Annotated in this window: 17 protein-coding genes; 12 read left to right on the top strand and 5 right to left on the bottom strand. The window is 62.8% G+C overall.

Features of this window, described 5'->3' with window-relative positions; translation table 11 throughout:
• The first annotated feature begins 54 nt into the window (after positions 1-54).
• Together ACSYDV_RS18780 and ACSYDV_RS18775 are read left to right on the top strand one after the other, a co-directional pair.
• Positions 55-1,467 carry an aldehyde dehydrogenase family protein gene (locus tag ACSYDV_RS18780; protein ID WP_438325400.1) on the top strand — a complete coding sequence of 471 codons (1,413 nt, stop codon included), beginning with the start codon at positions 55-57 and terminating at the stop codon, positions 1,465-1,467.
• Between the two features lies 1 nt (position 1,468).
• Positions 1,469-2,677 (top strand): acyl-CoA dehydrogenase family protein, encoded by a 1,209-nt coding sequence (locus ACSYDV_RS18775; protein WP_438325399.1) that lies wholly within the window; start codon positions 1,469-1,471, stop codon positions 2,675-2,677.
• Between the two features lie 158 nt (positions 2,678-2,835).
• Here ACSYDV_RS18775 and ACSYDV_RS18770 read toward each other — a convergent pair whose 3' ends face one another.
• Both ACSYDV_RS18770 and ACSYDV_RS18765 read right to left on the bottom strand, forming a co-directional pair.
• A complete protein-coding gene (locus tag ACSYDV_RS18770) occupies positions 2,836-3,846 on the bottom strand; it encodes an acyl-CoA dehydrogenase family protein (RefSeq protein ID WP_438325397.1) in 1,011 nt (336 codons plus the stop codon).
• A 7-nt stretch (positions 3,847-3,853) separates the two neighbouring features.
• Positions 3,854-5,470, bottom strand: coding sequence for a GMC family oxidoreductase (locus ACSYDV_RS18765; protein ID WP_438325395.1), 1,617 nt, complete (start codon positions 5,468-5,470; stop codon positions 3,854-3,856).
• Between the two features lie 145 nt (positions 5,471-5,615).
• Between ACSYDV_RS18765 and ACSYDV_RS18760 the strand changes: the two genes are divergently transcribed.
• From ACSYDV_RS18760 to ACSYDV_RS18740, 5 genes are read left to right on the top strand one after another with little or no spacing between them, the layout of a single operon-like run.
• Complete coding sequence (locus tag ACSYDV_RS18760) at positions 5,616-6,794, top strand: aromatic ring-hydroxylating oxygenase subunit alpha (protein WP_438325394.1); 1,179 nt, start codon at positions 5,616-5,618, stop codon at positions 6,792-6,794.
• A gap of 38 nt (positions 6,795-6,832) precedes the next feature.
• Positions 6,833-8,332, top strand: a complete 1,500-nt coding sequence (locus ACSYDV_RS18755) for a class I adenylate-forming enzyme family protein (RefSeq protein ID WP_438325392.1) — start codon at positions 6,833-6,835, stop codon at positions 8,330-8,332.
• The gene (locus ACSYDV_RS18750; RefSeq protein WP_438325390.1) at positions 8,329-9,546 is read left to right on the top strand and encodes a cytochrome P450; all 1,218 of its coding nucleotides are present in this window, start codon (positions 8,329-8,331) and stop codon (positions 9,544-9,546) included. Before ACSYDV_RS18755 ends, ACSYDV_RS18750 begins: the two co-directional genes overlap by 4 nt.
• A 1-nt stretch (position 9,547) precedes the next feature.
• Positions 9,548-9,949: a Zn-ribbon domain-containing OB-fold protein gene (locus ACSYDV_RS18745; RefSeq protein ID WP_438325389.1), complete on the top strand. Its 402-nt coding sequence runs from the start codon at positions 9,548-9,550 to the stop codon at positions 9,947-9,949.
• Positions 9,946-11,112: a thiolase C-terminal domain-containing protein gene (locus ACSYDV_RS18740; protein ID WP_438325387.1), complete on the top strand. Its 1,167-nt coding sequence runs from the start codon at positions 9,946-9,948 to the stop codon at positions 11,110-11,112. The genes ACSYDV_RS18745 and ACSYDV_RS18740 overlap by 4 nt, the downstream gene beginning before the upstream one ends.
• Before the next feature lie 10 nt (positions 11,113-11,122).
• Here ACSYDV_RS18740 and ACSYDV_RS18735 read toward each other — a convergent pair whose 3' ends face one another.
• Together ACSYDV_RS18735 and ACSYDV_RS18730 are read right to left on the bottom strand one after the other, a co-directional pair.
• Entirely contained in the window at positions 11,123-11,755 is a 633-nt protein-coding gene (locus ACSYDV_RS18735; RefSeq protein ID WP_438325385.1) for a TetR/AcrR family transcriptional regulator, read from the bottom strand.
• A 79-nt stretch (positions 11,756-11,834) separates the two neighbouring features.
• On the bottom strand, positions 11,835-12,554 hold the full coding sequence (locus ACSYDV_RS18730) for an SDR family NAD(P)-dependent oxidoreductase (RefSeq protein ID WP_438325383.1): 720 nt from the start codon (positions 12,552-12,554) through the stop codon (positions 11,835-11,837).
• A gap of 82 nt (positions 12,555-12,636) precedes the next feature.
• On the opposite strand from ACSYDV_RS18730, the gene ACSYDV_RS18725 reads away from it, so the two are divergent.
• From ACSYDV_RS18725 to gdhA, 4 genes are all read left to right on the top strand, one after another.
• Positions 12,637-13,485, top strand: coding sequence for an alpha/beta fold hydrolase (locus tag ACSYDV_RS18725; protein ID WP_438325381.1), 849 nt, complete (start codon positions 12,637-12,639; stop codon positions 13,483-13,485).
• 162 nt (positions 13,486-13,647) lie between these two features.
• On the top strand, positions 13,648-16,089 hold the full coding sequence (locus ACSYDV_RS18720) for a TonB-dependent receptor (RefSeq protein WP_438325379.1): 2,442 nt from the start codon (positions 13,648-13,650) through the stop codon (positions 16,087-16,089).
• A 175-nt stretch (positions 16,090-16,264) separates the two neighbouring features.
• The gene (locus ACSYDV_RS18715) at positions 16,265-16,969 is read left to right on the top strand and encodes an HPP family protein (protein WP_438325377.1); all 705 of its coding nucleotides are present in this window, start codon (positions 16,265-16,267) and stop codon (positions 16,967-16,969) included.
• A 94-nt stretch (positions 16,970-17,063) separates the two neighbouring features.
• Positions 17,064-18,413, top strand: a complete 1,350-nt coding sequence (gdhA, locus tag ACSYDV_RS18710; protein ID WP_438325375.1) for an NADP-specific glutamate dehydrogenase — start codon at positions 17,064-17,066, stop codon at positions 18,411-18,413.
• 152 nt (positions 18,414-18,565) lie between these two features.
• Here the strand turns inward: gdhA and ACSYDV_RS18705 are convergent, their stop codons facing one another.
• Entirely contained in the window at positions 18,566-19,054 is a 489-nt protein-coding gene (locus ACSYDV_RS18705) for a PilZ domain-containing protein (RefSeq protein ID WP_438325373.1), read from the bottom strand.
• 617 nt (positions 19,055-19,671) lie between these two features.
• On the opposite strand from ACSYDV_RS18705, the gene ACSYDV_RS18700 reads away from it, so the two are divergent.
• On the top strand, positions 19,672-23,147 hold a 3,476-nt coding region (locus tag ACSYDV_RS18700), incomplete at its 3' end, for a beta strand repeat-containing protein (RefSeq protein ID WP_438325371.1).

Genomic DNA, 23,147 nt, shown 5'->3' with positions numbered 1-23,147 from the left:
GTATGGATGAACAGTCCCGGTGACAAGCGGGCTGTCAATATGGTGGAGAGACGAATGAGCGACAATCTTGCGATGACGATCGACGGGCGTGCAGTCCATGCAGCCGCCATGATCGATGTGCGCAATCCGGCGACGGGCGAAGTCTTCGCTCAGGCCCCCGACGCGACCGCCGCCGATCTCGACGCCGCGGTCGCCGCTGCAACCCGTGCTTTCCCCGCATGGCGCGACACCCCGGTCGCCGATCGCAAGGCGTGCCTCGTCAAGGCCGCTGATATCATCGACGCGCACGCCGACGAACTGGCGGCGCTGTTCGTCAAGGAGCAGGGGCGTCCGCTTCCCGGTGCGAAGGCCGAAATCCGCGGCGCCGCGATGTGGATGAAGGCGACGACGATGCTCGATATCCCCGTCGACGTGACCGAGGACAGCGACACCCGCCGCGTCGAGGTGCATCATGTCCCGCTCGGCGTCGTCTGCGGGATCGTGCCGTGGAATTTCCCGGTGCTGCTGGCGTCGTGGAAGATCGGCCCGGCGCTGATGGCGGGCAATACGCTGGTGCTCAAACCCTCGCCCTTCACCCCGCTTTGCACGCTGCGGATCGGTGAACTGATCCGCGACGTCTTTCCGGCGGGCGTCTTCAACATCATCAGCGGCGGCGACGCGCTCGGCCCGTTGATGACCGCGCATCCGGGCTTCGCCAAGATCAGCTTCACCGGATCGACCGCGACCGGGCGCCGCGTGATGGAATCGGCGGCAAAGGATTTGAAGCGGATTACGCTCGAACTCGGCGGAAACGACGCCGCGATCGTTCTGCCCGACGTCGATGTCGACGCCGTCGCGGCGCAATTGTTCGAGGGCGCGTTCCACAACACCGCGCAGGTCTGCGTCGCGACCAAGCGCCTCTATATCCACGCCGATATCTATGATGCCTTACGCGACCGGCTCCATCAGCTCGCGAAGGACCTGCCAGTCGGTGACGGCGCGGAGCAGGGCAATCGCTATGGCCCGGTCCAGAACGAACCCCAATACCGCCGTGTCCTTGCGCTCCTCGACGATGCGCGCGCCAACGGCCTGACCTTGCTCGAAGGCGGGCCGGTGCCCGATATCGGCTATTTCGTTCCGCTGACCCTTGTCGACAATCCGCCCGAGGACAGCCGCGTCGTCGTCGAGGAAGCCTTTGGCCCGGTCCTGCCGCTGCTGAAATTCGACGACGTCGACGATGTGATCGCACGCGCGAACGACAGCGAATATGGCCTCGCCGGGGCGGTCTGGTCGGCCGATATCGAACAGGCGACCGCGATCGCGCACCGGCTCGATACCGGCACGGTGTGGATCAACCAGAACCTCCAATCGACCCCCTTCACTCCGCTCGCGGGCGCGAAACAGTCGGGTTTCGGACAGGAAAATGGCGTGCCCGGTCTGCTCGAATTCACCCGGCCCAAGGCGATCTTCATCCCGAAGGCGGCGTGACATGACGCAGCTGAGTCCCGCCGATGAAGCGTTCCGCGACGAAGTTCGCGCCTTCTTCGCCGCCGAACTGACCCCGGAGCTTCGCCGCGCGGGCCAGCTGATGACCAGCGTCTATGCCGACCATGAATCGCAAATGGCGTGGCAGGCCAAGCTTCACGCCCAAGGCTGGGCGGCGCCAGCCTGGCCCGTCGAATATGGCGGCTGCGACTGGAGCGTCGTTCAGCATCATATCTTTGCGAGCGAACGCGTCCGCGCGGGCGCGCCGCCGGTGTCGCCGATGGGGATCAAAATGTGCGGCCCGGCAATCATCGGGTTCGGGACCGACGCGCAGAAAGCCTACTTCCTGCCGCGCATGCTGTCGGGCGAGCATTTCTGGTGTCAGGGCTATTCCGAACCCGGCGCGGGGTCGGACCTCGCGGCACTTCAGATGAAGGCGGTGCGCGACGGCGACGATTTCATCTGCACCGGCACCAAAATCTGGACGACCCATGCCAATGTCGCGAATTGGATGTTCTGCCTCGTTAGAACGAGCAAAGGCGAGCGCAAGCAGCAGGGGATTACTTTCCTGCTCATCGACATGACGGCGCCGGGGATCGAGGTTCGCCCGATCATCATGGCGTCGGGCGAGCATATCCAGAACGAGATTTTCTTCGACAATGTTCGCGTTCCGGTCGCCAATGTGCTGGGCCAGATCGACCAGGGCTGGACCGTCGCCAAATATCTGCTCGAATTCGAACGTGGCGGCAGCGCCTATGCGCCCGAGATCGAGGTGGCGTTGGACGAACTGGTTGAACAGGTCGCCGGGCACCCCGCAGGACCGGGACGCGCGTTGCTCGATGCGCGGATCGCCGAGGCGCGCATCCGCTGCGATATTCTCGCGCGGCTCGAAAGCGACATTCTCTCGCGCCTGTCGGCGGGATCGCCTGCGGGAACCGATGCGTCGATGATGAAGATTCTCGGCACCGAATTGCAACAGCGCGTGACCGAACTGGCGCTGGAGGCCGCAGGGCCGCTCGCCCGCGCCTTCCAGCCCGGCGTCGCGATGCCCGGCGGGCCCATCCCCGGCCTCGCCGCCGACGATTATTGCAGCGGCGAAGTGTGGCAGGCGATCGCGCCGCTTCACTATCTCAACGAACGTGCGAGCACGATCTATGCCGGGACGAACGAGATTCAGCGCAACATATTGGCGAAGGCCGAACTGGGGATTTGAGGCGGCGCACGCGCAATATACGCTATCCCTAAATCCGTTCGTGTCGAGCGAAGTCGAGACACCCATCGAAATAGACTGACGCCGATGGGTGTCTCGACTTCGCTCGACACGAACGGTTCATATGTTGCGCGTGATGTTCTGGTACGCGGCGGGTCGGGTCAGTCCAACCCCATATACCGCGCCAGATGTTCGTCGCGCGTGCCATATTCGCTTTCGATCACGGTCAGCCGCTTGAACAGCGCCGAAACCGGCAGTTCCTCGGTCATCCCCATGCCGCCATGGAGTTGCACCGCATTCTGGCCGACGAAGCGCCCGGTGTCGGCGATTGTAACCTTGGCCGCGCTGATCGCCTTGGCGCGCGCAGCGGGCTCAAGGTCGAGCGCATCGGTCGCCAGCGCCGCTGCGGCCGCCGCGCGGCGCGCTTCGATATGCATATCGACCAGCCGGTGTTGCACCGCCTGAAAGCTTGAGATCGCCTGTCCGAACTGCTCGCGCTGGCGGCAATAGTCGCGGGTGTCGGTGACGAGCCGCGTCATGATGGCGGCGGCCTCAGCAGCGATGGCGGCGGCGCCCAGATCAAGGATCTCGGCAATATCGTCGGGGTTCAGGGCAAGGCGCGCGGTTTCGGGCAGCGGTATATCGTCGAGCAAAATGTCGGCGGCGCGCCGACCGTCGATCGTGGGATAGGCCTTCATAGCGACCGCATCGCGCGGCAGCAGGAAAGCCGCCATGCCGTCGGCGGTCGCGGCGGTGACGATCAAGGCGTCGGCCTCGGCGGCGCCGATCGCGAGCAGCTTTCCGCCCGACAGGCGCCAGCCATTGCTATCGGCCTCCGCGCGCGCTGCGTCCTTGTCGTCGAGCCAGGCGAAGGCCAGCCGTGCTTCGCCGCGCGCCACGCGCGGCAGCCATGTCGCCGCATGCTCGCCCTCGGCGCGGTCGAGCAAGACGCCCGCCAGCAAAACGCATTCGAGATAGGGCAGGGCGGCCGCCCGCTCGCCCAGCGTTTCGAGCACCGCAAAGCCGTCGCGCGGTAACAGGCCCAGTCCGCCATGCGCTTCGGCGAAGGGCAGGCCGAGGACGCCCGCGCCCGCCAGCGCCTGCCAGCCGTCGTCGCCGGGCTTCATGCCGTCGAACCGCGCGCTCAGCGCTTCCCTCAATTCACTCGCCATGCTCATCTCAACCTGCCTTTGCCTGCGGCGCATCGCGCAAAATAATGTCGGCGGCGCGCCACGCCATCGCCATCGTCGGGCCGTTGGTGTTGCCTGACGGGATCGCGGGCATGATCGAGGTATCGATCACCCGCACGCCCTCGACCCCCCGCACTTTGAGCGCCGGATCGACCACCGATGCGGCATCCTTGCCCATGCGGCAGCTGCCGACGGCATGATAGCCGCAGGTACCGAAACGGTCATAGGCGTCCATGATCTCGGCATCGCTTTCATACGCGGGGCCGGGCATCGTCTCGCCCGCGATCATCGCGGCGAGCGGGGACTGGGCGGCATAGTCGCGCATCACGCGCACCGCGCCGATCATCGCCGCGCGATCCTCTTCGGTCGACCGGTAATTGGGCTTGAAGCTTGCGGCGGCATCGGGATCGGTCGTCGCGATATGGATGCTGCCGCGCGATGTCGGGCGGAGGGGATAGACGACGGCGTTGATCCCCGGTTGCTTCTCGAGTGCGGTGCGCTGTTTCTCCATGTCGAAGCTGAAGGGCGCGATCAGCATTTGCGCGTCGGGGCGGTTGAGCCCCGCTCGCGTCTTGAACCAGCCGCCAATCTCATAGGCGGCCGCCGACATCGGGCCGTCGCCGGTCAGATAATAGCGCAAGGTTGCAAGCAGCAACCGCCAGCCGCCGAACACCCGGTTCTGTGACAGCGCCGCCCTCGTCAGTTTCCACTGCATGATGATGCCGCGATGTTCGATCAGTCCTTCGCCGACCTGCGGATTGTGGTGAACCAGCGGGATGCCCAGCGCGGTGAGGCGATTTTCGTCACCGATTCCCGATCGTTCGAGGATGGCCGGGCTAGCCATCGCGCCGCCGCAGACGATGACTTCATGATCGGCGTCGATCCGCTCGCGCGCGCCCTTGTGAACGACTTCGACCGCGACCGCGCGCTTGCTGTCGAAAACTATACGGTCGACGGTGCGGTCGGTGAATATGGTCAGATTGGGGCGCTGCTCGGCCGGGCGCAGGAAAGCCTGAGCCGCGCTCTGGCGCTTGCCTTTGAAAATGGTGCGCGGGGTATAGCCGATCGCGACCTGATCGTCGGGGGCGTTGACGTCGGCCTTGCGTGTCCAGCCCATCGCTTCGCCCGCCGCGACCTGCGCGTCGCTGACCGGCATCCGCTGGGTGGGCATCGAGACTTTCAGCGGCCCTGCACCGCCGCGCGTTTCGTCGGCGCCCAGTTCGTGATTTTCCAGAGCGCGATAGGCGGCGCCGATATGTTCCCAGCTCCAGTCGGGGCTCGACTGTTCGGCAATCGCGTCGAAGTCGGCGGGCTGGCCGCGCACATACATCATTCCGTTGACCGCCGACGATCCGCCGAGCACGCGGCCGCGCACCCAGGCTTCGGACTGCCCCGCGGTCGATGCTTCGGGCTCGCTCATATGGACCCACAAATGCTTCGGATCCTGCATCACCTTGGCCAGCCCCTTGGGCATGGAGATGAACGGATGGCGGTCGCGCGGCCCCGCTTCGATCAAAGCGACGCGGATCGCCGGATTTTCGGACAGGCGATAGGCCAATACGCAGCCCGCCGCCCCGGCGCCGCAGATGATATAATCGAAGCGCATATACTCTTCCCTTTGATCCGCCGGCATTTTTTCCGGTCCGTTCCGTCGCTCGAAGCCCGTCGATACGCTCTTCATAAAAAACTATTGTCATTAGGTAAAGGGTCGAATAGGGTTAGGCCAACAACAAGGAGAGGATCTCGGCGATATGCGTGAAGTTGCAGAAGTTGCGCCCCCCGCCCGCAAGGTGACGACGCTGGCCGAACTGACGCCCAGCCAGATCGAGGCCATCCGCAAAATCCCGGCTGAAAAGGACGCGGTCATCGTCCCCTTCGGCGCGACGCGTCCCAATGCGATCTTCACCGGCCGCGAGCGTTTCGAGCTCGAGCAGGAAAAGATCTTCCGCCGCTATCCGGTCCCCGTAACCGTATCGGCGCTGCTCGAACCAGGCAGCGTCGTGGCGAACGACAGCTATGGCGTCCCGATGCTCGTCTCGCGCACCCGCGACGGCACGATCAAGGCGTTCATCAACGCCTGCCAGCACAAGGGATCAAAGATCATCGAGGATTGCGCGGTCCACAAACAGGGCCGCATGACCTGTCCCTATCATGCGTGGACCTATGGTATCGATGGCAAGCTGATCGGCGTGTCGCGCAGCGAGGCGTTCGAAGGCCTCGACAAGAGTCAACGCGGGCTGGTCGAACTCGAAGCGCGGGAATGGGGCGGGATCGTCTATGTCCAGCTCAACCGGGATGTCGCCGCCGACTGGTCGCAATTATCGCAGCAGGTCGCCGATGATTTTACCGCGCTCGGCATTCCAGCGGCGCATGTCTATGGCCGCAAGACCTTCGATCTCAAGGCGAACTGGAAGGTCGTGCTCGAACCCTTCCTCGAGGGCTATCATGTCCAGCGGCTTCATGCGGCGTCGATCGGCGATAAATTCCAGGATGCGCCGAACATCGTCGACATGTTCGGCCCCAATATCCGTCAGGTGTCGGGGCGCATCGGCTATGTCCCCGAAATGCTGGACGAGGATGCGGGGGCGAATGTCCACAAGCTGGTGACCCACGCCTATACGGCTTTCCCCAACTGCGTCGTCGTCACCAGCCAATATTATACCAGCATCATGCTACTGATGCCGCGCGCCGCCGACCGGACGGTGGTCGAATATTTCATGCTGACCCCGGGGCCGGCGACGACGCCGAAGGCAGAGGAGGTGTTCGCACGCTCCTATGAGCTGATCATCGGCGTCTTCGGTGGCGAGGATTTTCGCGCCGCCGAGATCAGCCAGCAGGGGCTGAATGCGGGGGTGCCCGAAAACACCGTCTATTGCGGGCTCGAGACGAATATTGTCCGCTATTATGAGGCGATCGAAGCGCTTCTGTAATTGGCAAACCGGCGACAGACCGGATGGAGAGGGATTATATGGCGCAAACCTTGTCGAGCGCGATTGCATGGTGGGCGCGGATGCGGCCGGACCAGCCCGCTGTGGTGCTGGGCGGCGACCGGCTGAGCTATGCCGATTACAAGGACTGGTCGGACCGGGTCGCGGCGATGCTGGAGGCCGACGGGCTTGAGCCCGGCGACCGCGTCGCGATTTGCGCGACCAACAGCCTTGCCTATTGCGCGCTGATCATGGGCATCATCCGCGCGGGCGGTATCGTCAATCCGGTCAACTTCCGGTTCACCTCGCGCGAAATCCGCGATCTGTGCGAAACGAGCGAGCCGCGCTTTGCCTTCGCCGCGCCCGAGTTCGCCGACAATATGACCGCCGCCGGCCTTGCACCGCGCCCGATGGCGGAGGTCGAGGCGCTGCGCCACGGCCCGCTCGCCGAGGTCGCGCATGATCCCGATCCCGACGCGCCGGTGGTCATTATCGCGACCAGCGGCTCGACCGCGAAACCCAAGGGTGTCGTCTACACCAATCGCTCGATGACCGCCTATGCGGCGAACTGGGCGCTCGAGGAAACCGCCTCGTCGCCGGGCGCCCGCGTCATCAGCCTCGCGCCGCTCAACACCTCGGCGGGCTTCGTCCAGCTGATCCATTATACGACGCAGGGCTGCACGATCTTCATGGAGCCCGCCTTCGTTCCCGAAGCGATGCTGCGCTTGTTGCAGGACGAGAAGATTAATTGCTTCGGCGCGGTGCCGACCTTTTTCGAAGCCATCGCGCGCTGCGAAGGTTTTGCCGACGCCGACCTGTCATCGATCCGCCTCGCGACCGCAGGTGGCGCACGGGTCAGTCGCCAGTTGCTCGACGCCTATAAAGCGAAGGGCATCACAATCCGTCAGATATATGGCCAGACCGAGGTCGGCGGCAATGCGACGATGATGCCGGAGCATCTGGCGCTGGAAGAATCCGAGAAATGCGGCTGGGGCGGCATCTTCATGGAACTGCGCGTCGTCCGTCCCGACGGCAGCGATTGCGATCCCGGCGAGCCCGGGGAAATCCTGATGCGTTCGCCCGGAATGATGCAGGGCTATTGGCGCAATCCCGAGGAGACCGCGAAGGTCATCAGGGAGGGCTGGCTCCATTCGGGCGACATCGGGATGCTCGACGAGCGCGGCCTGCTGACCTTCGTCGATCGGCTGAAGGATCTGATCATCTCGGGCGGGCTCAACATTTCGGCGGCCGAGGTCGAGCGGGTGGTGTGCGAATTCCCCGGCATCGTCGAGGCGCTGGCGATCGCGGCGCCCGATCCGAAGTTCGGCGAGACGCCGTTCATTGTTTATCACGCCGCGGCCGAGGTCGATGTCGCGGCGCTGATCGCGCACTGCAACGGCAATCTCTCAAACTATAAGGTGCCGCGCTACGTGGCCTTTTCGCCCGAACCCCTGCCGCGCCTTGCGACCGGGAAATTGTCGAAGCCGGCGGTGCGGGAAGCCTATGCCGGCGCCCATGAAAATATGGAGCGCGTGCGATGACCGCTACCCTTGCTGCCGGTTCGCCGGTGCCGCCGCATATTGCGCCGCATCTGGTGTTCGATTTCGATATCTATGCCGACCCGCGCATCGGCGAGGACGTGCAGGGCAGCTATGCCGCCGCGCTCGCCGATGCGCCCGACATGTTCTGGACTCGCCTCAACGGCGGGCATTGGATCGTCAAAAGTTTCGACGCGATCAGTCAGGTCGTGCTCGACTTCGAGCATTTTTCGGTTCGTGAGATGCAGATTCCGCGCGTCGAAAATCCGCCCTTCTTCATTCCGCTGAGCCTCGATCCGCCAGAAAACCTGCCGTACCGCAAGGCCATGATGCCGATGTTCGGGCCGAACGCGATCAAGGCGCTCGAACCGCGCATTCGCGAATGGGCGGCCGAACTGGTCGAGGCGATCGTCGCCAGGGGCGCTTGCGATTTTCAGGCCGATGTGTCGAAAATCTTCCCGGTCAGCGTGTTTATGGAATTGATGGGCATGGACCTGTCGCGCCTCCATGATTTCCGTGCGCTGGCCGAAGCCTTTTTCGCGGCGCAGAATGATGAGGCCGAACTGGGTCGGCTCAGCGCGCTGATCCTCGGTGAACTCAAGGCACTGATCGCGGCGAAAAAGGCCGCGCCCGACGACAAACTGATGTCGCATTTCATCCAGGTCGATGTCGGCGACCGGACGATGAGCGACGACGAAATATTGGCGATGAGCTTCGTGCTCTTCCTTGGCGGTATGGACACGGTGACCAATGTCACCGGCTTCGCCTTTCAGCAGCTCGCGCAAATGCCCGACGTGCAGGCGCGGCTTGCAGCCGATCCGTCGCTGATCCCCGCTTTTACGGACGAGGCGGTGCGCCTTTATGGCGTCGTCAACACGCCGCGGCTGGTGGTCAAGGATCGTGATATCGGCGAAGCGAAGTTTCGCGAGGGCGAGATGCTGCTCAACATTCTTTGCCTCGGCAGCCGCGATCCGGCGAAATTCGCGTCGCCCAACGCTTTCGACCTCGACCGTAAAAAGGCCGCGCATCTGACCTTTTCTTCGGGACCGCATCTTTGCGTCGGCCATGTTCTCGGGCGCGCCGAACTGCGCATTCTGACCGAGGAGTGGGTGAAGCGCATCCCCGCCTTTCGCGCGACACCCGGCGAACGCCACGCCTTTCGCATCGGCACGGTGATGGCGCTCGAATCCTTGCCCGTCGAATGGGACATAATCTGACATGGAATTGATCGACGGCGCCGACGCGCCCTATTGGAACGGCCTTGCCGAGGGCATTATGACGCTGCCGCGCTGCGAAGCGTGCGGCACCTGGCTGTGGCCGGCGAGCGACCGCTGCGGCCCCTGTGGCAGCACGCAGGTTGTGTGGGTCGAACGCGCAATGACGGGCACGATCTTTTCCTGGACGCGCACCTGGCATCGCTTTGGTTTCACCGAAGCTCTCGATCTGCCGTTCGTGTCGATCGTCGCGACCGTCGATGATTGCGGCATCCGCCTGCTCGGACGGCTCGACGATCCCGACCAGATCGACCCGGTGATCGGAGAGGCTATCCGTGGCCGCATGGGCAGCACCCGCGTTGAAAACCGCGATATCCCCACGATTATCTGGAGCCGCACCGCATGACCCCGCTTTATGGCAGCACTGCGGTCGCAGGCATTGGCGTGCGGCAGTATAAGCGCGGTACATCGCCGCTTCCCGAACGCGGCGTCCTGACCCAGGCGGTGATCGATGCCTGTGCCGATGCGGGCTTCGATCCCGCCGACGTCGATGGCTTCGTCTCCTATGGTGACGATCATAATGAACCCGTGCGGCTGATGTCCGATCTTGGCACGCGCGAACTCAAGTGGTCGAGCATGGTCTGGGGCGGCGGCGGCGGCGGTATCGCCGGCGCGTTCGGGCTGGCCGCAGCGGCGATCGTGTCGGGGCAGGCAAGCGCTGTGATCGTCTTTCGCGCGTTGGTCGAGGGGTCTAGCGGCCGCTTGTCGGCGGCCGTGATGGCACATCATCTCAACGATCATATGCTCGCCGCCGGGTTGGTGGCGCCGGCGCAGGTGTGCGCAATCCGCGCCAACCGGATGTACGAGCATCATGGCGTGCCGTGCACAATCGCCGAGGAGCTGGTGCGGGCATCCTATTATCATGGATCGCGCAATCCCGACGCGATCGCCTATGGCCGCGAACTCGACCTCGATACGATGCGAAATTCGCGCTGGATCGCCGAACCCTTTCGACTGTTCGATTGCAGCCGTGAAAATGACGGGGCAGGGGCGTTTTTGATGGTGTCGGCCGAACGCGCGCGCGACCTCAGGAAGCTTCCGGTCTATCTGCTTGGCTGCGCCAATGGTGCCGAAAAGGGCTGGGGGGACCTCCTCGAAAATGACGATGAAGCACTTTATCCGACCGCCGGTTTTCGCGCCATTGCGCGGCGGCTCTATGCCGACACCGGTCTTTCACCGGCTGATATCGATGTCGTTCAGCTTTATGAGAATTTCAGCGCGCAGGGCGTCGCTTCGCTGATCGATCATGGCTTTTGCACCTATGAAAATGTGGCCGATGTCATACGGTTCGACAATCTGATCGCGCCGACCGGCAAGCTGCCCGTCAACACGGGCGGTGGCAATTTCGCGCAAGGCTTCATCCACGGCATCGGAACTGCGATCGAGACGGTGAAGCAATTGCGCGGGGAGTCGGCTAATCCGGTTCTGGATGCGCAAATCGGTCTGCTCGCCGGTGGTCCCGGCGCGCCGACGGTCAGCTCGGCGATTTTTGCGAACACGCTGCCTTAGGGATCCGACGTTAGTCGAGCGGCTCGCCGATCGTGCCGCTTTTGATCCGTTCGCGCACCCCGGCAAGGAAAAGCCGCAGCGATTCGACGAAAAGCTGTTCGTCGTCGAACGGATTGTCGGCGACGGCTTGCGCCAGACTCGGATATTTCTCGCCATCGACGGCCGGCATCGGGTCGATCCCGCGCGCCCGCGCCGATGCTTCGAACAGCGCGGCGCCATAGGTGTATTTCTCGACCGCATCGAGGACGGTCATCTGGATTGCTGTCGGATAGGGCTCTTCCGACGTAGCGCGATTATAGGCAGCGAGCAGCATGTGGCGGGGGAAATAGCGTAGGATTAGCGGCGCAGCGTTGGGATGCTGGAGCAATGTCTGGCGCGTCGCGACACATCGCGCGATCATTTGTTCTTCGAACGATTCACCCGTCGCTGCGATCACCGGCATCCGCACCAGCATGATGCGCGCGACCTCCTGCAGCAGTTCCGATTTGTCCCTGAAGTGGTGATAGAGCGAGGGCGGGCGGACGCCGAGTTTCTTGGCGACGAGGCCCAGACTCAATTCGTCGAGGCCATGCTCGTCGATGACGTCGAGCGCAGCCTGCGCCGCGCCGCTGCGCGAGATCAGGGGTTTTGAAGGTCGTGCCACGGCGGTTTCCTGTTGCTTTAGCTGCTCATGGCAGCGCCAGGGACGAAGGGCCAGCCTAAAAGGAAAAGGTTTCGGCCCATCAGCGGATCAGCAACCCGCCATCGACGACGATGCTCTGGCCGGTGATGTAGGAGGCCTGCGGGGCGGCGAGGAACAATGTCGCCGCCGCGACCTCGGCGGGAGTTCCGTAACGCCGCGCGGGAATGGCACGGAGCATTGCCTCGCTCTTCCGTTCATTTTCGCGGACGCCGGCGGTCATGCGCGTTTCGATAAAGCCCGGCGCAACCATGTTGACGCGGACGCCGTCGCGCGCCCACTGATCGGCGACCGCGCGGGTAAAGCCGAGCAGCCCTGTTTTGCTGGCAGTATAGGCGGGGGCATAGCCGATTGCGATAAAGCTGGCGCAGGATCCGACGTTGACGATCGCGCCGCCGCGTTCGCGCAGGCCGGGATGACATAGATAGCAAAGCTCGACGGCGGCATTCAGATTGACGTCGATCACCCGGGCATAGCCTTCCATCGAATATTCGTCCGCATGCGATTGGCCGGCATTGTTGACGAGGATGTCGATTGGCCCGGCCGCCTCGACCAGCCTCGCACGGTCGGCAGGTTGGTCGAGCCGCGCCTGTATATAGGAAAAGCGCGACAGGTCGTCGGAATAGTCGCCGGCCACCGGGCGGGTTCCGCTGATGATCACATTAGCGCCGCTGTCAGCAAAGGCGGCTGCGATGCCAAGGCCGATCCCTTGCGTGCCACCGGTGACCAACACGGTCTTGCCGCTGAAGTCGAATTGGATCATGCACTCTCTCCCATTAGCCATAAAACTATTGATGTTAGATAAGGCCGGGCGGAGTGCTTTGGCAAGCTGGAGCGGAGATTCGATGACGAACGGTTTGCAGCATATGAATTTCGTTGCTGGCGACGGCATCAAGTTGGTCGCCGACCGAGGCGGCGACCCGGACGCACCGGCGGTCGTTTTTCTCCATGGCGGCGGACAGACCCGGCACAGCTGGAGTAGGGCGGTCGAACGGCTGCTGGCGGAGGGCTTTCAGGTCATCAACTTCGATGCGCGAGGTCATGGTGAAAGCGACTGGTCGCCGACCGGCGCTTATGCACTGACGGACCGTGCGGCCGACCTAGCAGTGGTTACAGCGGCACTGACGGCGCCTTTCATCCTCGTTGGCGCGTCACTCGGCGGGGCGACGTCGATCGTTGCGATCGATCAGGGGCTCCAGCCGGCGGGTCTGGTCCTCGTCGATATCGTTCCCGAACCCGATGCGCGGGGCATCGATCGGATCATTTCCTTCATGCGCGGCCATCCGGATGGTTTTGCTTCGGTGGACGAGGCGGCGGATGCGGTCGCCGCCTATAATCCGGAAAGGGCCCGTCCGGCCGCCGGCAGCGGACTGATGAAGAACCTGCGCGAGGGGGATGATGGCCGGCTGCGCTGGCATTGGGATCCCCGGATCCTCGAGACGCGGTCCGAATTTCATCAAAACGTCGTCCGGGAGGCGGCGCAAAGTCTCCAATCGTCTCCGGATCTGTCCGTCCTCCTCGTGCGCGGCCTGTCGTCTGACGTGGTGAGCGACGTCGGAGTCGCGGCGTTTCGCCGGCAAGTGCCGCGGCTCGAACTGCTCGATGTGGCGGGAGCAGGTCATATGGTCGCGGGCGACCGAAACGACGCCTTTAACGATGGCGTTATCGCCTTTGCACGGCGGGTTCTGGACTAGGCGAACTCGAAATATGCAAAAAAATCTATTTATAACAGATAGATATTCTCCCGTGACATAAACCTTACGGCGTTATTTTTAGCAATTGACTTTAAATCTAATGGTCGTAGATTAAAGCCAAGGCCACAGGTGATGGCCCGCTTTTTTCTGGAGAGGACCGTCATGAATCGCAGTGCTTCGCTTCGTGCCATTCGCCACACCTGCCTGGCGTCGATCATTGTTGCGGCCGGGCTGGCCGTCCCCGCTCAGGCGCAGGCACAGGCCAGCGATACGGCACCCGTCGCCGACGAAACCGCCAATGCTCCGGCGGAGGGCGAAATCATCGTTACCGCGCGCCGCCGCGACGAACGGTTGATTGACGCTCCGGTGGCGATCACCGCGCTGGGGGGCGCGCAACTCGACAATTATGCGGTCACCGAATTCAGCGACATGGCGTCGCTCGTCCCGACGATGGTGGCAGGCAAGGCGGCGTCGGGTTCGTCGGCCAGCATCTTCCTCCGCGGCGTCGGTTCGACCGCGCTCAGCGCCGGTTTTGACCAGTCGGTGTCGTTCGTGGTGGACGGCATGCCGATGAGCCGCGGCCGCGAAATCAGCCTCAGCCAATATGACGTCCAGCGCGTCGAAGTGCTCAAGGGGCCGCAAGCGCTGTTTTTTGGCAAAAATGCGACCGGCGGTCTCGTCGCCGTTTCCACCAACAATCCGCGCGACATATTCGAGGCCGGGTTCAAGGCGGGCTATGGTTTCGAGGCGCAGGAAAAATATGGCGAAGGCTATATCTCCGGCCCGATCGCCGAGGGGCTGCGCGCCCGCCTCGCATTCCGCGTCTCCGACAGCGAAGGCGCTTTCACCAACACCGCGGCTGCGACCTATCTCGATCCCTTCGGTCTGGAGCGCCACAGCAACAGCAAATATCGCGGTGGCGGGCGGACCTACAGCGGCCGCGCAACGGTCGAATGGGATGCGACCGACAACCTGACCTTCCAGGTCAAAACCGGTTATACCGATCTGAAGGATGGGGGGCCAAGCGATCTAATCGAACGCATTTGCGGCGGCGGACGCACCACGCCCTTCGCCGCCAATGGGATCCCGCCCAGCCCCAATGCCGATTGCGCGATCGACGGCCGCTCGGATAACTCCACATTGCCGCTCACGGTTGCGCAGGCCGATTATCGTTACGCCGGCGATGGTCATATGTATTCGCGGCTGAAGTCGGGTTACGCCATTTTGACCGCCACGCTGACCAGCGACGTGTTTGACGTCACCTCGATCACCTCCTATTATCGCTTCAAACAGACCGACCTCAGCAATGTGTCGGGCGAAGCCTATCCTGCCAGCTTCTCGCAGCTCGCCGATTATCGCCAGACTTCCGAGGAGCTGCGCTTCCAGTCGAAATGGGACGGCCCGGTCAACATGCTGTTCGGCCTGTTCGCATCGAGCAACAAGTTCATCTTCAACACCGATGCCTATATCTTCCCCCTGCCTGCCGCAGCGGGCGATCCGACCTTCACGACTTTCAAGCGCGACAATGGTTTTACCGGCAGTTCGATGTCGGCGTTTGGCGAAGTCACCGTCAATCTGACCGATACGATCGAACTCGCCGGCGGTGCGCGCTGGAGTTATGAATCGCGCGACAGCTATCAGGCGTCATTGCCGGCGAACGCTGCATTTGCGGGGGCATTCCCCCCGGGCCTGAGCGTGGATGATCGCTATCGCGAGACTGATTTGTCTCCTCAGGTGACATTGCGGTACAAGCCGTCACGCGATTTGACCTTTTATGCCGCGTATAAGGAAGGCTTCAAATCGGGCGGTTTCAATATCTCGCAGACGCTGACGGCGGGAATGACGCCAGAACAGCGTGTCGCCGCAGGCGAATATGGCGCCGAACGGGCGCGCGGCGGTGAAGTCGGTGCGCGCGCCATCCTGATGGGTGGGGCGCTGTCGCTGAATGCCACCGCTTATTATTACGACTATCTGGACCTTCAGGTGCAGAATTTCGATCCGGTCACCATCGGACAGGTCGTCGCCAATGCAGGCACCTTGCGCGTCAAGGGCATTGAAGGTGACTTCAACTGGCGCTCAGGCGGCTTTTCGCTCCGCGGTGCGGCGGCATTCAACGATGCTAAATATCATGATTATATCGGGCAATGCTATGGTGGGCAGACGATCGCGGCGGGTTGCACCCTGCTTTCGGGTACCAGCCAGGATTACGACGGCCGCACCCCGCCCAAGGCGCCGCGCTATGCGGGCCGCATCGGCGCGAGCTATGACATGCCGATCACGGACTCTGGCTGGACGATCGCGTTGTCGAGCGACGTCACCTACACCGGGAAATATAATTTCACCGACACGCTGCGTCCCGACGGCGTGCAAAAGGCCTTTACCAAGATCGACGCGGCGCTGCGGTTGAACGGTCCCGATGACCGTTGGGCGATCGGGCTGATCGGGCGCAACCTCACCAACAAGCTGGTGGTCACGGCGGCGAACGATATTCCCTTTGCGGGCGGAGCGGGAACCGGAACCACCGGCCCGGGCATTCTCGCCGACATGTCGGCCTTCGTCGACAATCCGCGCGAAGTCTATGTCGAGGTCGGGTTCAAATTCTGAATTGAATCAGGCGTGCGGCGGGTGGCACTTCGGTGGCGCCCGCCGCATTTGGGCGCGCCGGTTGCGGGCGTTTCGCCGTCTTCGCCGATAAACGGGCTTGCCAGGCATCAATCAAACCTCTCTGGCCGAACCGCTCCGCGTGTCGCATCGGGGCACCCCGACATCCGGAGAGTTTATGTTGTTTCGATCGAAAGCGGCCGCACGCCTTTTGTTTGTGCCATTGCTGGCGGGTGCCAGCCTGCGCGACCGGATCATGGCATGCATGGGCGCGCTGATCGGCATTTCGGTTGTCGGCGCGGCGGGTATCGCCCTGTTCCCGGCGTCGATCCCGTGGATCGTCGCGCCGATCGGGGCGTCGACGGTGTTGCTGTTTGCGGTTCCCGCGAGCCCGCTGGCGCAGCCCTGGTCGATCGTCGGTGGCAATGGCATTTCTGCGGTCGTCGGCGTGCTGGTCGTGCGATATGTCCATGATCCGGTGATGGCGGCGACGCTGGCGGTGGCGGCGGCGATCCTGGTGATGTCGTTGCTGCGTTGCCTGCATCCGCCCGGCGGCGCGGCGGCGCTCAGCGCGGTGCTCGCTTCGTCGCTGATCGAGGCCGGCGGGCCGGGGGCGTTCCTGATCCCGGTGATCGTCAATTCGGTGTTGCTCACCTCCATCGGCTGGCTGTTTCACCGCTATTCGGGCCATTCCTATCCGCATCGCCCGGCGCCGGTCGAAGGTCGCGTATTGCCGCCCGACTTCACCTCCGGCTTGCTGATGGAAGATATCGACAGCGCGCTCGAAGATCTTGGCGAGACGTTCGATATCAGCCGCGAAGATCTCGCGCTGTTGCTCGCACGCGCCGAGACGCACGCCGCCGCACGCGTTCGCAAAGGATAACTCCGCGCGGATAGGGAAAATACGTCATCTTGCTTGCGAAGCATGGGGTCCTTGGTCCACAGGCCTGATCGAAACATGCTGTCAGGAGGTATTTTTGAGCAAGATTGATGAAAAATTACAGCCGGTTCTTGATGAAGTATTGCGCCGCAACGCCGGCGAAGCTGAATTTCACCAGGCCGTCCGCGAAGTGCTCGAAAGCCTCGGCCGCGTTGTCGCCAAGCATCCCGATTACGCCAATCACGCACTGATCGAGCGGATTTGCGAGCCCGAACGTCAGATCATCTTTCGCGTACCGTGGGTCGACGATGCCGGGCAGGTTCAGATCAACCGTGGCTTCCGCGTTCAGTTCAACTCGGCGCTGGGGCCGTATAAGGGCGGGATCCGCTTCCACCCCTCGGTCAACCTCGGGATCGTCAAATTCCTGGGCTTTGAACAGATTTTCAAAAATGCGCTGACCGGGATGCCGATCGGCGGAGGCAAGGGCGGGTCGGACTTCAATCCGCGCGGGCGCTCGGACGGCGAAATCATGCGTTTCTGCCAGGCGTTCATGACCGAGCTTCAGCGTCACCTCGGCGAATATACCGATGTGCCCGCGGGCGACATCGGCGTCGGCGGGCGCGAGATCGGCTATATGTTTGGCCAGTATAAGCGGCTCAACAACCGGTACGAAGCCGGCGTCCTCACCGGCAAGGGCCTTGTCTATGGCGGTTCGCGCGCGCGAACCGAGGCGACCGGCTATGGTCTCGTCTATTTCGTCCAGCGCATGCTCGCGACGAAGGATCGGACGATGGAGGGCCAGCGCGTCGTCGTTTCGGGTTCTGGCAATGTCGCCATCTATGCGATCGACAAGGTGCAGCAGTTCGGCGGCAAGGTCATGGCCTGCTCGGACTCCAACGGATATATCCTCGACGAGAACGGGATCGATCTCGACCTGCTCAAGGAAATCAAGGAAGTCCGCCGCGAAAGGCTCGCCGAATATGCGCGGGTCAAGGGTACGGGCGCGCACTATATCGAAAATGGTTCGATCTGGGATGTGCCTTGCGACATCGCGCTGCCGTGCGCGACGCAGAACGAACTGACGCTGAAGGACGCGGGTGCGCTGATCAAAAATGGCGTGATCGTGGTGGGTGAGGGCGCCAATATGCCCACGACGCCCGAAGCGGTCGAGCTGTTCCAGAATGCGGGCGTGATGTTCGCGCCCGGCAAGGCGGCCAACGCCGGCGGCGTTGCGACCTCAGCGCTGGAAATGCAGCAGAACGCCTCGCGCGACAGCTGGTCGTTCGAACAGACCGAAGAGCGGCTCGCTCAGATCATGCGCAATATCCATGACAATTGCGCGGCGACGGCGGAGGAATATAGCGCCCCCGGCAACTATGTTCTCGGCGCCAACATCGCGGGCTTCGTCCGTGTTGCAGAGGCGATGCGCTCGCTTGGTGTGATCTGATCCGGTGATGCCGGCTGGTGCGCGTTTGCGGATCGGCCGGCATCATGATGCGGCATCGAAGCTGTATCTTTTATATCAGACCGATGGCGGATTGGCGGGAGCGCTTGCTGGTCGCCGCCCAGTAACTGGGTAACCGCTCGACACGGGGCGGATTAAGAAAAGTTCAGCGAAACAAGAGCGAAAACGAAGAGAATGGCTGCGGCGGTGAACAGGGTCGTCAGCACCGTGAACAGGATGGCGCTTGTCGGCCGTCTGAAATCGACATCGTCATCCTCGCCCTGGATCGCTGGTTCGGCAATCTCGCCGACATCTCCAACAGGCGGCGCTTTGAGCAGCGCCGCGCTGATTGCGCTCGCCGGAACGGGAGACAGGAATTCGCAACCGAAGCGCTTGCCATCAGCACGAATAATCCGCGCGGGCGTGGCGCCGAGTTCGGGAAGGACGAGCAGGAAAGTCTCGCCGACAGTGAAGCTCGTGTCGGTTTCGATCAAAAGGCCGGTGCGCGATAGATCGCGGATGATGACGGCGGATTCCTCTGTCGAGGACTGCGCGGCGACGTCAAGACGAAGGGTGCGCCGCTCCGTGCGCCGGCGATCGGTCGCTTCGACCGGGTCCGCAATATGTGCCAGCAATGACCTCACAACCGTCTCCTTTGCGAACCTCATCGCTCAATAGTCTTAATATTGCATTGTCGCGCAATGACCCCGATCAACAGCCTATGTCCGGATGGCGGCGCGCGGGCAGAAGTCTGCGGGCGGTTCGAAGCGCGGGGATGACGTGCCCGATGCGGCTTTCCGCGGACATGTTGGCAGCACCATGTTTAGCCCAGGTAATATTATTTTCCTGAAAAGTTCAATTGTTACTCGTCGGCCACATGGTGATTCGGCGGCGCGACATTAAGATTCGCGCTCTGTGTTCCTTATCTGGGGCGATTAAATGCGACCAAGCGCAAGATTTTATGGTTCGGATCGGGACAGTTTCGTGTCGTTTGCGAGGCACCCCTCCGTCAATTTTCCCTGATCCATCTATTTGATTATTACGAATATTTTCTCGGCTTTAAAGCGGCCGAAGGGCATGCATTCAGAGTAAGTTTAGCACTGGTAAAAATGTGTTAACGTACTTGCAGAGTCCGGGAAAAGCATGTTTTTCTAATGGATGGGGATAGTCCGAGTCGTCGGACAATGGGTCGCACCGAATTGTTATCGATTTTTGCTGTGCCGTTTGGGCGCATGTTGCGACGTATGCGAGGGAAACAGACATGGACGCTTTTGACAACCCGGCCCGTGATGGAATGGCTGGCCCGCAGCGCGACGGCGTGTCGACTGAACAGGCGAACCAGGCGGTAGGCGGAGGCGAACTCCTCGCCGCATCGGCGGGCGTTACAGCGACGGCATCGGCCATCACGCTGGCGATTCAGGCGGTCCTGGTTCCCGATGCGAGCGGACGCATCGTCCTCCCTGCCGGTGTATCCATCGACGACATCTCCGTTTCCGGCCCCGACCTGATCATCACGCTGCCCAACGGCCAAGTGATGATCATTCCTGGCGGCGCGATCAACATTCCCTCGATCGTCGTCGATGGCGATACGGTTCCTGCGAGCACGGTCGCGCAGTTGCTGGAGGATCTGGGCGACCTCAATCCTGAAGCCGGCGTTCGCAGTTCGGGCGGCAATTTTGCCGACCCTGAAGGCGCTATCCAGGATCCTTACGCGCTTGGCGATTTGCTGCCCTACACAGAACTCGCCTTTCCGCAGCCCGAGAACCGCGAAATCATCCCGGCAATTCCGGAGGAAGAAGATCCGACGGTCGTCATCGTGACGCCCGATCAACCCGCAGGCTCGATTAATGCCACGGCGAACGTCAACGAAGCCGGGCTTCCGGCGCGTGGCGCGGAACCGGCGGGCAGCGACAGTGCGGCCAACAGCGAGACGGTGACGGGTTCGATCCTGTTCGCCACCCCCGACGGCGCAGGTTCGATTACGCTGAACGGCATTGCGATCACTGCAGTCGGGCAGGTCATCACCACCCCGATCGGCCAGTTGACCGTCACCAGCATCGGGGCGGGCAATGTCGGTTACAGCTACACGCTGACCGACAACAGCAATGCGAACGACAATGTGACCGACGTATTCGCCGTTGTCGTTACGGATGCTGACGGCGACACGGCCACTGCCGATCTGACCATCTCGATCATCGACGACGTTCCGACCGCGCGCGTCGATACCGATGCGGTCGCTGCCGGAAGCTTTGCACCCGAAACGGGCAATGTCATTTCGGGTGCCGGCACCACCAGCGGTGCGGCAGGTGCGGATACGCAGGGCGCCGACGGCGCCTCTTTGACCGGAATCCGTGCGGGCGCGACCGGCACTGAATTTGCTGCACCGGGCGGTGTGATCCAGGGCCAATATGGCACGCTGACCATCGATGCGCAGGGCAATTACAGCTATGTTCGCGACGCGGGCACCCCGGGAGGCGTCAACGACGTCTTTACCTATCGGTTGACCGACGGCGACGGCGATACATCGACTGCGACGCTGACGATCGCGATCGGCGACAGCCCCAGCGTCATCTCCTTCATTCGCACCGAAGGGCCGAACTCCGACGTGTCTGAAGCCGGGCTTGCACCGCGCGAAGGCGAAACCGCCGGCTCGGCGTTCGATGGCGATGCCGAAACCGCGACCGACACGCTCACCTTTGTTGCGCCCGACGGCGTCGGCAGCGTCACGATCAATGGTGTAGCGGTCACCCCCGACGCGCTGCCGCAAGAGATTTTCGCCGACGCGACCGGCACGCTGGTGATCAATAGCTACACCTATGATCCCGCGACCGGCCAGGGCGCGATCAATTATACCTATACGCTGAACGACAATACGCTGAGCAACAGCGGCAGCAATGTCAGCTTTGACGTGGTTGTAACCGACCTTGACGGTGACGTGGCCCAAGGCGACCTCACCATCCGGATCATCGACGATGCGCCGACGGCGGTGAATGATGTCGATAGCGTGACTGAAGACAGCGGCAATGGAGAAAATCCGCCGACCGCCGACGGCAATGTGCTGACGGGGGCCGGCGGAAGCGACGCCAACGGCACGGACGGGTCGGCTGACGTTCAGGGCGCCGACGGCGCGACCGTCACGGCGGTCACCGGCGGTACGGTGGGCGAAAGCTTTTCGACCACCTATGGCACGCTGACGCTGAACAGCGATGGCAGCTATACTTATGCGCTGAACAATCAGGCACAGCCGGTGCAGGGCCTGTCGGCCGGCGAAACGCTGACCGAGGTCTTCACCTACACGATCACCGATGGCGATGGCGATACCAGCACGGCGACGCTGACGATCACGATCAACGGCGCCAATGACGGCGTGACGATCAACGGTCTGGACGTCGAAGGCGGCGAGGTAATTGTCGACGAAGCCAATCTGATCGACGGTTCATCGCCCGATGCGGCGGCGCTGACCAAGCCGGGCAGCTTCACCGTGTCGACCCCCGACGGGCTCGGCAATGTGACGGTCGGCGGCACGCAGGTCGTAACGAACGGCGTCTTTACGGCGGGTACCGCGACGAGTCCGCTTGGCGTCGTCAACATCACCGGCTTTACGCCCGTGGTCGGTGCCGACGGATCGGTGATCGGCGGCACCTTCACCTATGAATATGTCCTGTCGGACAACACGCTGACGCATCCCGCGCAGGGGACGGATAATGTCACCGACAGCTTCGCGGTGGTCGTCACCGACAGCGACGGATCGACCGACACTGCCAGCCTCGACGTCCGCATCATCGACGATGTGCCGACCGCGGCTAATGATACCGACAGCGTGACTGAAGACAGCGGAAGCGAAGAGAGCCCGCCGACCGCTGACGGCAATGTGCTGACCGGTGCAGGTGGCAGCGATGCCAATGCGACCGACGGCGTGAAGGATGTTCAGGGCGCCGACGGCGCGACCGTCACGGCGGTCGCCGGCGGCACGGTGGGCGAAAGCTTTTCGACCACCTATGGCACGCTGACGCTGAACAGCGACGGCAGCTACACCTATGTGCTCAACAATCAGGCGCAGCCGGTACAGGGGCTTTCGGACGGCGAAACGCTGACCGAGGTCTTCACCTATACGATCACCGACGGCGACGGCGACACGTCGCCCGCGACGCTGACGATCACGATCAACGGCGCCGATGACGGCGTGACGATCCGGGGTCTGGACGTCGAAGGCGGAGAGGTAATTGTCGACGAAGCCAATCTGGTCGACGGTTCATCGCCCGATGCGGCGGCGCTGACCCAGCCGGGCAGCTTCACCGTGTCGACTCCCGACGGGCTCGGCAATGTGACAGTCGGCGGCACGCAGGTCGTGACGAACGGCGTCTTCACGGCGGGTACCGCGACGAGTTCGCTCGGCACGGTCAACATCACCGGCTTTACGCCCGTGGTCGGTGCCGACGGGTCGGTGATCGGCGGCACCTTCACCTATGAATATGTCCTGTCGGACAACACGCTGACGCACAATGCACAGGGCGAGGACGACGTCTCCGACAGCTTCGCGGTGGTCGTCACCGACAGCGACGGATCGACCGACACTGCCAGCCTTGATGTCCGCATCGTCGACGATGTTCCGGTGGCGAAGCCGGATGTGGACAGCGTGACCGAGGATGGTCCGCTGGTAGCGAACGGCAATGTGCTGACGGGTGTTGGCGGCAATGACGTCAATGCGACCGACGGGGCCGCGGACACGCAGGGCGC

Origin of the sequence: Sphingopyxis selenitireducens (genome assembly GCF_051550705.1) — a bacterium.
Classification (GTDB): Bacteria; Pseudomonadota; Alphaproteobacteria; order Sphingomonadales; family Sphingomonadaceae; genus Sphingopyxis.
This window is presented reverse-complemented; position numbering and strand designations above follow the sequence as displayed.

Coding starts and splice junctions, on each gene's coding strand:
- ACSYDV_RS18725 (WP_438325381.1), top strand. CDS start 12,637: ATGACGAACGGTTTGCAGCATATGAATTTCGTTGCTGGCGACGGCATC.
- ACSYDV_RS18745 (WP_438325389.1), top strand. CDS start 9,548: ATGGAATTGATCGACGGCGCCGACGCGCCCTATTGGAACGGCCTTGCC.
- ACSYDV_RS18750 (WP_438325390.1), top strand. CDS start 8,329: ATGACCGCTACCCTTGCTGCCGGTTCGCCGGTGCCGCCGCATATTGCG.
- ACSYDV_RS18715 (WP_438325377.1), top strand. CDS start 16,265: ATGTTGTTTCGATCGAAAGCGGCCGCACGCCTTTTGTTTGTGCCATTG.
- ACSYDV_RS18765 (WP_438325395.1), bottom strand. CDS start 5,470: ATGCGCTTCGATTATATCATCTGCGGCGCCGGGGCGGCGGGCTGCGTA.
- ACSYDV_RS18720 (WP_438325379.1), top strand. CDS start 13,648: ATGAATCGCAGTGCTTCGCTTCGTGCCATTCGCCACACCTGCCTGGCG.
- ACSYDV_RS18755 (WP_438325392.1), top strand. CDS start 6,833: ATGGCGCAAACCTTGTCGAGCGCGATTGCATGGTGGGCGCGGATGCGG.
- ACSYDV_RS18780 (WP_438325400.1), top strand. CDS start 55: ATGAGCGACAATCTTGCGATGACGATCGACGGGCGTGCAGTCCATGCA.
- ACSYDV_RS18775 (WP_438325399.1), top strand. CDS start 1,469: ATGACGCAGCTGAGTCCCGCCGATGAAGCGTTCCGCGACGAAGTTCGC.
- ACSYDV_RS18770 (WP_438325397.1), bottom strand. CDS start 3,846: ATGGCGAGTGAATTGAGGGAAGCGCTGAGCGCGCGGTTCGACGGCATG.
- ACSYDV_RS18740 (WP_438325387.1), top strand. CDS start 9,946: ATGACCCCGCTTTATGGCAGCACTGCGGTCGCAGGCATTGGCGTGCGG.
- ACSYDV_RS18730 (WP_438325383.1), bottom strand. CDS start 12,554: ATGATCCAATTCGACTTCAGCGGCAAGACCGTGTTGGTCACCGGTGGC.
- ACSYDV_RS18760 (WP_438325394.1), top strand. CDS start 5,616: ATGCGTGAAGTTGCAGAAGTTGCGCCCCCCGCCCGCAAGGTGACGACG.